A 9,946-nucleotide genomic window follows, 5' to 3' on the forward strand; every position below is an offset into this window, starting at 1 on the left:
TTAATAAATTTAATTGCTAAACAACCCGAACTCTATTTAAGGAGTGCTATTTGTTTTTCTTAAGCATGAAGACTGTTTTTAGAGTAAAAAATATTTTGATTTGATATGAGTATTTAGAAAAATTAATGATATTTTATAAATATATAATTTTTATTTAATGGTTTTAAAGGAGATTTTCTATCTGTTATCAGGATTAAATAATTAATATAAAAAATTAAGAGAAATATTATTAGACCTCTTGCGGAAGTTAATTTAAGAGTATCCATTTTCTGATCTGTTTTGTTATCTTGGGTAATAATGAATTCTTTATTTTTTATGGGAGTTAATAACTTATACTTAATTTAATGAAGTCTTTTGTCGGCTAAATTAGTCATAATGCAATGATAAATAATAATTTTTTTCAAATATTCATGTGTAATCTACAGTTTGTATTTTCTGCCAGTGTCGATCTGAATACTTATAATTTTTTTTAACTGCGGGTTGAAAATGACTTGTGTTTTTAACGTATGTTTCTTCTTTTTACCGCTATAGAATTTTTTAGGTCGCTTAATTTGTGATATCAATAACCACATAATCACCCTGACTAAAATTTTGATTCCTTTTATGTAATGTAAAAATTCGTGATTAAATTAGAGCATTTTCAACTTTCTGAATAGTACAATTTATATAGCTTTCAGCTAGACTATATAGTCAGTGGATAGCTTAAATTAAGTTATATCTCAAGGTAAGTTATTTAAAGTTAAAACTAATTATATCCTATAAACACAAAGAATCAGGTCTTCCATATTTTTCTTTGCAAGTTGAGCTTGTTGTAATACAAATACCATTTATTAATAATAAGGTGCTATGAACTCCAATGAGTCGTTAAAATTCCGGATTGTTAAATTGAGTTAAATTTTTATATTTTATGGGGCTAGTATAACAAATTTTTACTTTCGCAAGAGATCTATTTTAAAGGCGAATATTTCTACTAGTAGATTTTTAATAGCTATACTTTGCATAATACGTATTGTGTATTATTTTAAATACGAATGAAATTTTAATTTACTTAAAGTCAATTTCTTCATACATATGTGACATGCGCTCCTGTTTCGTTTGTAAATATCCTTTATTAAAAATATTTAACCCTACTGTTATAGAGACACGGTCAACTACATTAATACCTAAATTTTTCAATGAATTAACCTTAAGAGGGTTATTAGTAATTAGCCTTACTTCTTTAATTCTTAAATAATCAAGCATAATAGTACACATATCATAGTGACGAGCATCTGCTGGTAAATTTAAAAGCAAATTTGCATCAACAGTATCATGTCCTTGATCTTGAAGTGCATAAGCACGAATCTTATTAGTCAAACCTATACCCCGACCTTCTTGACGTAAGTATAAAATCACTCCTTGACCTTCATCACTAATCATTTTCATTGTGGAATGTAATTGTGGACCACAATCACATTTTAATGAACTAAAGGCATCGCCAGTTAAGCATTCAGAATGTATTCTGACTAATATTGGTTTCATTGGAATAGTATCTAGCCCTTTAGAAAGAGCAACATGTTCTTCACCAGTACTTAAATCTTGAAATGCTATAATTTCAAAATCGCCAAAAGCAGTAGGTAATTTAGATTTAGCCACGAATTCTATAGTCACTGATTCATCCATTTACATTTTAGGAAAAATTAAAATTAAATACTCATCACTAAGCATTAAAAATAGATATAATTTACGGATATTATCTTTAAAATAATAAATTTTTAAATAAATACTTACTACATCAAATGTAGTAAGTATTGCCGTAATTAATCCAGCTAAAATTAACTTAATAATATCTTTGAGATATTAAATTTCAATCATAATAGTAGTTGTTTCATAGTGAATTTTTTGTGAAAATATATGAGTAAAACAAAAATATTTAATGATTTCACTAATCAATCTGAATCCTGCTAAGCGAATACTTTACTAAATTGAATTGTTGGCTTCTTTGGGAGACAAAGCTGATAGACACATAAAGAAGCATAGATCCTCGCTAAATGGCCAGTAAGAGTGCAAACTTTATAGCTTTACCAGATTATATTTCCTCTAAAGAAGTTCAATAAGGTTTTTCTTGAGAAGGCTGCATTCTCAAATGCTTTTTGTTGTGTTTCAAAAAACGCCAATAGGTTATCGAATTTTTGAAAAAACTCATCAATCATGCAGAAGAAATATGTATGAGCCATATATGGGGTAAGGAACATGGTGGCTGAGGGCATAGGTTGAGTGGTGACTCTCTAATGGTTTTCAGCCACCTTTTTCAAGTCAATTTTTTATCCGAGATTCAGGTTATCTAAGAAGTTGTTTTGGCATCGCACTGTAACCAATTAACAATATTCATAACCTCACTGTTGGCACTATTTTTTCTTACTACCGCATAAAAATTATAGTCACAATATATGAAGCCAAAAGGAGCCATTATCCTTCCACTCAATATTTCTTTTTCTACTAAAATTTGAGGTGCTATTGCAATACCTAAGCCGGAAACAGCTGCCTCTATCATTAAATTTAGACTATCAAAATAACGTTCACTTGATTTATGCGGAGAATGAAGCCTTGATCTATCCAACCATATATTCCATGCATTTTTATTTGAATTGGTATGAAGTAGTGGATAATTCAAAACATCATTTATTGTGTCTAGATTATATGTTTTACGATTACAAATAGGTCCCATGTTATCAGGAAATAAAATGTATTTATCTAAAGACTCTGGAAGCATTTGATCTAGATTTAAACTATTGATAAAAATATCAATTTTTTCTTTTTCTAGTAACTTTAAATCATTGCATGTCATTAATTTAACATGGATATTCGGATAAATTATTTCGAGTTTTTCTAATCGTGGAATGAGCCAATTCGCCATAAAACTATGAGATGCTCCAATAACAATTTCAACGTCAGAAGATTTATTTGTTAACTCAAAGACACATTTTTCCAGATCGTTAAAAAAGTGAGTACAAAGGCAGAATAATTCTTCTGCATCTCTGGTTAAAGAGATAGTTGAGGAATGTCGAATAAACAATTTTTTATCAAGCCATTCTTCCAACTGTTTTATTTGATGGCTAACAGCACTATGGGTTACGCATAGTTCTTCTGCAGCTAAGCTGAAACTTCTATTTCTAGCCACCGCTTCAAATGCTTTCAAAGCATTTAATGGTGGTAACTTTCTACCTTTCATAGTGTGAATTTTTCTAACATCATGATCTAAAAATATATCAATTATCAAAAAAATGGAAATCTTTTAAGATGAAGAAAATTTTGATTCTTCAAGTGATATAAAATGACAACACTGTATACAGGTAATGGTCCTGATAAATCAGGGTTTTTTGGTAAATTTGGCGGATGCTATATGCCAGAAAGTCTTATGCCTGCGCTTCAAGACCTAGAGCGAGAATTTAATATTATTCGGAATAAAGCCGAGTTTTGGACTGAATACCGACAAATTTTAACAGATTTTGTAGGTCGACCTAGCCCTCTGTTTTATGCAAAAAATCTCACAATGTATGCGGGGGGAGCCAAAATATATCTTAAAAGAGAAGATTTGAACCATACAGGTGCCCATAAGATTAATAATTGTGTTGGACAAATCTTGTTGGCTAAATTAATGGGTAAAACCAGAATTATTGCGGAAACAGGTGCTGGACAACATGGTGTTGCAACAGCAACAGTATGTGCTCTCTTTAAGCTTAAATGCACCATTTACATGGGTGAAACGGATGTTCATCGTCAGCAAATGAATGTTGATCGAATGAAATTACTAGGAGCTAAAGTTAAAAGCGTTAAGAAAGGTCGTGGAACCCTAAAAGATGCTATGAATGAGGCATTACGTGACTGGATCAGTAATGTAGATACGACCTATTATCTATTAGGAACGGGTGCAGGTCCTCATCCCTATCCGACCATAGTGAGAGAGTTCCAGAAAATTATTGGCATAGAAGCTAAAAATCAAATACTGCTGAAAGAAAATAAACTACCTGATGCTTTAGTTGCCTGTGTGGGTGGCGGATCCAACGCATTGGGTTTAATGCACCCATTTTTACAAGATACGAATATCAAAATGTTTGGGGTTGAAGCTGGTGGAAAAGGAACAAACAGCGATGAGCACGCTGCATCTATTTCAAAAGGTAGCGTTGGCGTCCTACATGGTAATTTGACTTACTTATTACAAAATTCAGATGGACAAATTCTAGACGGACATTCTATATCGGCAGGATTAGATTATCCTGGGGTTGGTCCTGAGCATGGCATCCTGTTTGAAACAGGGCGCGTTACTTATGTTGCTGTAAATGATGAGGACGCAGTTAATGCATTTCAGATTTTAAGTCAACAGGAGGGAATTATACCTGCACTGGAAAGTGCTCATGCTATCGCATATGCAATTAAATTGGCCAAAGAAATGCGGCCTGAACAGACCATTATTGTCAATTTAAGTGGGAGAGGTGACAAAGATTTAAATACAGTCAAAAAATATCTCACAGGAGTAACAGAATGAACCGTTTAGACCAAAAATTAAAGGAATTAAAACAGGAAAAGCGAAGCGGTCTGGTGTGTTATTTTACTGCTGGAGATCCTGACTTCTCAGAAAGCTGTAATTTATTTAGTCAATTAGGCCAAGCTGGAGCAGATATTATTGAAATTGGCATTCCATTTTCTGATCCTGTTGCTGATGGGGAAATCATTCAGGCCGCTCATATCCGAGCTTTAAGTGCTGGTCAAACTGTGAGTAAAACTATCGAACTGGTCAAAAAAATAAGGTTAAATGATAATAAAACACCTATTGTATTCATGACCTATTTAAATCCAATTATGCAATACGATTTCGAAAAACTTGTATTTAAAACAGAAAACCTTATTGATGGCATCCTTATTTTAGATGTGCCACATGAATATCAAGATCATTTTAAATTGATATTAAATGCAAAAAATATGCACTTAATTGCTATGACAGCTCCAACCACTCCATTTGATAGATTAGAAAAAATATCAGAGAGTGCTACAGGTTTTTTATATCAAGTTGCAGAAAATGGCCTAACCGGAGGAAATTTAAATCTGCCCAATCTTGAAGAAAAGATTGCTGAAATAAAACCAATCTTTAATATCCCTATTGCAATTGGCTTTGGGATCAAAGATGAAAGCCATGTTAAAACCTTAGCAAATAAAGTAGATATGGTTGTTATCGGCTCAGCACTGGTTGAAACTTTTTTTAAGCAAGGTGTGGATGCGACAATAGAAAAGGTCAAAAAATTTGCAAAAGTACTTAGAGATAACTAATAGTTTTTGTACTTATTCAAGATATTTTTTATTAGCATGACTAATAGAAAAAACCGCTCATTAGGCGGTTTTTTCTATTATTTTTAATCATTTAGCAATAAATAATGTAGCCAAATTTGGAGGGTGATATAAGGTTTGCATATGGGAAAAAATCATCATTCCCGAAATTAAAAACGCTAATATTGTTATTACAGAGTTATATAATCGCATTCATTACTTATCAATCTTACCAGATGAGAGAGTAACCTTGTTTTGTTACAATTTCAATAAAATGTTAATTTTATTGAAAAAATTAAATTTTTAATGAATCCTTATATATATATTTATAATAAAAATAAATATATATATAAGAAAACTTGATTAATTCAATTTTTAGTGTATAGTTAACTCAACTAGAAAAAAGTCTTGTTTCGGTAAATCTTCTTTAAGTATCGCAGTTTTAGTCATAATCCTTCGTTTTTTCAGATTTTAAGTCTCATTCTTTATTATTTTCAAAGTTATAATCAGTCAATAATTTGACTAAAAATTATTAAAAATCAGTAGGATATATTATGTCAAACTCAAATGTTGTTAAAGGTACTGTGAAGTGGTTCAACGAAACTAAAGGTTTTGGTTTTATTCAACAAGAATCAGGTCCAGATGTTTTTGCTCATTTTAGCGAAATCGCTAGTTCAGGTTTCAAAACCTTACTTGAAGGTCAAATGGTTGAATTCAGTGTAGCTCAAGGTCAAAAAGGACCAAATGCTGTAAATATTGTTGCTATATAAGTAATAATAAGCAGTAATAAAAAAGCACTAATCAGTGCTTTTTTATAATCCAAAATTTAATTTTAAAGTTGTTTTCCAGATCGGAAGATTCTTCAAAAATAGGATATAAGTTGTTAAAAATAAATGATTTAATTGCAAAATCTAAAAATGGTACTGAAATTATAGTATCGTTAATTCCCCTAAATAAAATGCAAAATACACGTCAAGGTTTAAAAAAAATTGAAGTAGGAAAAAGAGTTCTTCTTCAGTCTGGCATTGTAGTTGATTTAAATTTAGATGATCGTACATTTTATACTTCTTTACACCAACTATTTAAGTTAAAGCATAAAATTATTTAAATAATAATTATATATATCAAATATTTAAATTTATATATTTCTCTACTACAATATTATTAAAGGTATATTAATGCTTAAACAAAGTATCAGTGTGAAAGATCAATTTGGTGTTAAACACGCTATTCAAGCAACAGTTGATAAGCATTTTGCTAATACGCAATCGTCTTCTAATGTAAAACATATCACCGTTGATGGTGAAGATATTCGGCCAAGTTTCGAAATGTTTTTTCAAAGTACATTAAGCGGGAAAATTTTCAAAATTATATAGATAACCTGAATTCTATTTAATTTATCTTAATACAGATTATTAGAACTAAATTTTATAAAAAAATCCCCGACATTCTGTTGGGGATTTTTATACATACTCAACAAAGAGCATAAAATATTTTTTTTAAAGGAAATTAATAGGCCGAGTAAGATAGCGATAATGCAATACAATAAAAAAGTTAACACTAACTTTAATTTAGATGATCAGTTTTATGCATATTACCGTGATATTGATATTGTTTGGAATGTAAAAAAGAAACAAATTGATATTCTACTTGTGGTGAGTGTGTTCCTGAGAGGGGGGGATTTAAGCATTTTCTCAAACCAATCGTATTTTGAATGGTAATTATGTTTTTTAGGTCAATAACTTGACCATCTAAATCACCACTGATACAAATATTTAATTTAGTTACTCACTAATAATCAACTGAGCTACTGTAGCACCAAATGCAGAACTTCTGATTAATTGCCAAGTTTTTATTATCAGAATCTAGCTATCTAAAATATAGATATAAAAAAACCCTAATAAGCATGAAGCAAATTAGGGTATAAACTTTAAATCTTTCTCGTTGGTAGCGGGAGCTGGATTTGAACCAACGACCTTCGGGTTATGAGCCCGACGAGCTACCAGACTGCTCCATCCCGCATCAACGAAGTGACGTTATACGTGTTATTAAGAATTAATACAATCTTTATTTTAAATAAATATTTAAGTCTCCAAAAAACCACTAAATATCGAGACAATTCAACTAAACCTATCGAATTTCTGACTCAGTTATAAATAGAGGGTGAGAGGACTTATATAAAACCAGCTTCTTTTTTTCATTTTCCAAATAGGATTTAGGCTCTTCTATCCAAGTAACTTTATCACTAGCAAAATCTGAATTTTTCAAAGCCCAATCAGAAACTAAACCATACATAAAAGTATTATCAGCAAAAATTAATTTTGACTTATTGCTAGTATGACTTATAAACACTTTATGCGTTGGCAAAGATCCAAATATACTAATGTGGGTGTATAGATATTTATAAGTATCTTTCATATTAGGAGTATCCGAGTAACGGATCACTATACCAACAATAGCTCATACTAATTCAATTAAAAATTAATAAAATAAGTCCAGTTAGATGACTAAACTTTCAAGTTAATTTCTTATCCACGATTTAAGTTATTTAGAGATAAAAAAATCACAAATTCTTCATCTTGCGTCTTTTAAAATTGAAAGATAAACAATATTTTTAAAAGATTAGAAAAGATAGCTTATACGATATAGACCGTTGGTTATTTTTTTTCATCTTCATAATTTTGATATTTATATTTTCAACAAAATAAGGGCGATGCTGTGGATAATACTATCGAATACATGGGTGCAGATCTATCACGGATTATTGAAATGGCATGGGAAGATAGAACACCTTTTGAAGCCATAAAGCGTGAGTTTGGACTGAATGAATCTGCTGTGATTCGATTAATGCGGCAAAATTTAAAGTTGGGTAGTTTTAAGTTGTGGCGTGAACGTGTGGCAGGGCGTAAAACCAAGCATTTACAGTTACGTTCGTCAGAAGTAATCCGTGGTTATTGTACACGTCAGTATAAGCATCATTAACTATAAAATGTGGCAGGATGGTTGAGTCTCTTATTCCGCCATCCTGCTTGAACTTGTTGAAGTCTTAGGGATTTAGGTTTTTAAAATTACTCCTTTAATCTACAAGAAATATTAAATTTAAAGTTGATCAAAACCTGCCATTAAATATGAATTATTCGACTTAAATAAAGATGTTTTATTTCCATTTTATTGGGCTGATTTTCTGAGCGGCGACTGGCGTTTGCATCGTTCAGAGCAATATTTCACTTCATCCCAGCAGCGTTGCCATCTCTTTCGCCATGTAAAGGGACGCAGACAGTAGGCACAGATTTTTTCTGGTAGATGCTGTTTTTTCATCAACTTATAATTCATCTAGTCGGCTGAGTAAGTCTTCAGCATGCGCTACGATTTGCTCTTTATTTTGCATTTTATCCAAGCTTTGATAAGTCATTCGCATACGCGTATTGGAACGAAAAAACTTTTCATTCTTGATCATAAAATACCAGTACAGACTGTTGAATGGACAACTGTCTGGTTCGATTTTAGTTTTAACATTGTAATAGCAGTATTTGCAGTAATCAGACATTTTATTGATGTAATTTCCTGAAGCCGCGTAAGGTTTACTTGCGAGTAAACCTTCATCTGCATGCATCACCATACCTAAGGTATTCGGCAATTCGACCCATTCATAGGCATCTGCATACATCGCAAGATACCATTCACTGATTTGTTGAGGCTCAACCCCACTTAACAAGGCAAAATTACCTGTAACCATCAGTCGCTGAATATGGTGTGCATAGGCATGTTCAAAGGTATTTCTAAAACACTCTGTCATACAGGCCATTTGGGTACGACCCGTCCAGTAGTACTGGGGTAAAGGGGTTACGTGTTGGAGTGTATTTCTATTTGCATATTCTGGCATGTTCACCCAGTAGATACCCCGAACATATTCCCGCCAGCCGAGAATTTGTCTGATAAAACCTTCTACTGAGTTTAATGGAGCATGACCTGTATAATAAGCTGCTTCAGCAGCATCACAGACTTCTTTCGCCATCAGTAAGCCACAATTTAAATAAGGAGAAAGCGCACTGTGGAACAAATAATCTACACCATAAATCATAGCATCCTGATAATCTCCAAAATTAGGTAGACTATTTTTAATGAAATGATTCAGGGCAAGCAAGGCATTGCTGCGGGTTGTTGCCCAGTGAAAATGCTTAAGATGCCCCGTATGTTGTGGAAACTCTCGCTTGACCAACTCAATCACATCTGCATCAATCTGATCCTTTTCAAATTTTAGTAGAGCAGGCAGGGGAGGATTGCCTGACCATCTTTTACGGTTTGCACTGTCATAGTTCCATTGCCCACCAATCGGTTGCTGCCCCTGCATTAAATATTGGATTTGTTTGCGCATCTCACGATAAAAATATTCCATCCGCAGGGTTTTATATTTGCCAGCCCATTGCCTGAGTTGCATTGAGCTGCAAAAGAAACGGTCGTCATCCAAACAGTGCACTGGCAGCTGGAGTTGTGTACTCCAGTTTCTCTCAATTTCATGTTGTAGCCTATATTCCCCACATTGGGTAAATTGTTTAGTCCCGGCATTTGATGGATCGGATCAATCTTAAAAAGTTCAGGTTCATTTGTCCATTGTTTACAGATGAATTCGTAGGGAGTCAGGCCC

At 32.5% G+C, this 9,946-nt stretch carries 10 protein-coding genes, 1 tRNA gene and 3 pseudogenes; 7 read left to right on the forward strand and 7 right to left on the reverse strand.

The genetic code is table 11. The features are described 5' to 3' along the window. Nucleotides 1-259 precede the first annotated feature (259 nt). The 3 genes and pseudogenes from F994_RS17795 to F994_RS05855 form a co-directional block, all read right to left on the reverse strand. Nucleotides 260-858 (reverse strand): annotated as a pseudogene (locus tag F994_RS17795) (IS5/IS1182 family transposase); the annotation flags it as partial. Nucleotides 859-1,044: 186 nt separating this feature from the next. After that, on the reverse strand, nt 1,045-1,650 hold the full coding sequence (gene ribA, locus F994_RS05850; protein ID WP_167555796.1) for a GTP cyclohydrolase II: 606 nt from the start codon (nt 1,648-1,650) through the stop codon (nt 1,045-1,047). 673 nt (nt 1,651-2,323) lie between these two features. After that, a complete protein-coding gene (locus F994_RS05855; protein WP_004649265.1) occupies nt 2,324-3,211 on the reverse strand; it encodes a LysR family transcriptional regulator in 888 nt (295 codons plus the stop codon). 102 nt (nt 3,212-3,313) lie between these two features. Here F994_RS05855 and trpB point away from each other — a divergent pair, with 102 nt between their 5' ends. The 6 genes and pseudogenes from trpB to F994_RS05885 all read left to right on the forward strand — a co-directional run. Further along, complete coding sequence (trpB, locus tag F994_RS05860) at nt 3,314-4,525, forward strand: tryptophan synthase subunit beta (protein WP_004649266.1); 1,212 nt, start codon at nt 3,314-3,316, stop codon at nt 4,523-4,525. Continuing rightward, nucleotides 4,522-5,304: a tryptophan synthase subunit alpha gene (gene trpA, locus F994_RS05865; protein ID WP_004649267.1), complete on the forward strand. Its 783-nt coding sequence runs from the start codon at nt 4,522-4,524 to the stop codon at nt 5,302-5,304. The genes trpB and trpA overlap by 4 nt, the downstream gene beginning before the upstream one ends. Before the next feature lie 551 nt (nt 5,305-5,855). Further along, nucleotides 5,856-6,071, forward strand: a complete 216-nt coding sequence (locus tag F994_RS05870; protein WP_004649268.1) for a cold-shock protein — start codon at nt 5,856-5,858, stop codon at nt 6,069-6,071. Between the two features lie 110 nt (nt 6,072-6,181). Next, a complete protein-coding gene (locus tag F994_RS05875) occupies nt 6,182-6,409 on the forward strand; it encodes a hypothetical protein (RefSeq protein ID WP_004649269.1) in 228 nt (75 codons plus the stop codon). A gap of 70 nt (nt 6,410-6,479) precedes the next feature. Beyond that, nucleotides 6,480-6,677: a hypothetical protein gene (locus tag F994_RS05880; protein ID WP_004649270.1), complete on the forward strand. Its 198-nt coding sequence runs from the start codon at nt 6,480-6,482 to the stop codon at nt 6,675-6,677. Nucleotides 6,678-6,833: 156 nt separating this feature from the next. Continuing rightward, nucleotides 6,834-6,983 (forward strand): annotated as a pseudogene (locus F994_RS05885) (type I restriction enzyme subunit R domain-containing protein); the annotation flags it as partial. Between the two features lie 263 nt (nt 6,984-7,246). Here the strand turns inward: F994_RS05885 and F994_RS05890 are convergent. Together F994_RS05890 and F994_RS05895 are read right to left on the reverse strand one after the other, a co-directional pair. Next, a tRNA-Met gene (locus tag F994_RS05890) sits at nt 7,247-7,323 on the reverse strand. 108 nt (nt 7,324-7,431) lie between these two features. Next, nucleotides 7,432-7,719 (reverse strand): hypothetical protein, encoded by a 288-nt coding sequence (locus F994_RS05895; RefSeq protein WP_004649273.1) that lies wholly within the window; start codon nt 7,717-7,719, stop codon nt 7,432-7,434. 321 nt (nt 7,720-8,040) lie between these two features. Here F994_RS05895 and F994_RS05900 point away from each other — a divergent pair, with 321 nt between their 5' ends. Continuing rightward, on the forward strand, nt 8,041-8,283 hold the full coding sequence (locus F994_RS05900; protein ID WP_092688605.1) for a TIGR03643 family protein: 243 nt from the start codon (nt 8,041-8,043) through the stop codon (nt 8,281-8,283). Nucleotides 8,284-8,469: 186 nt separating this feature from the next. On the opposite strand, the gene F994_RS17150 is transcribed toward F994_RS05900, so the two are convergent. Both F994_RS17150 and F994_RS05905 read right to left on the reverse strand, forming a co-directional pair. Next, nucleotides 8,470-8,634, reverse strand: a complete 165-nt coding sequence (locus tag F994_RS17150) for a DUF2256 domain-containing protein (RefSeq protein WP_322740051.1) — start codon at nt 8,632-8,634, stop codon at nt 8,470-8,472. Then, nucleotides 8,624-9,847 (reverse strand): annotated as a pseudogene (locus F994_RS05905) (cryptochrome/photolyase family protein); the annotation flags it as partial. The pseudogene F994_RS05905 and the gene F994_RS17150, both read right to left, overlap by 11 nt. Nucleotides 9,848-9,946: the final 99 nt, after the last annotated feature.

Source organism: Acinetobacter bohemicus ANC 3994 (genome assembly GCF_000367925.1).
GTDB classification, from domain to species: Bacteria; Pseudomonadota; Gammaproteobacteria; order Pseudomonadales; family Moraxellaceae; genus Acinetobacter; species Acinetobacter bohemicus.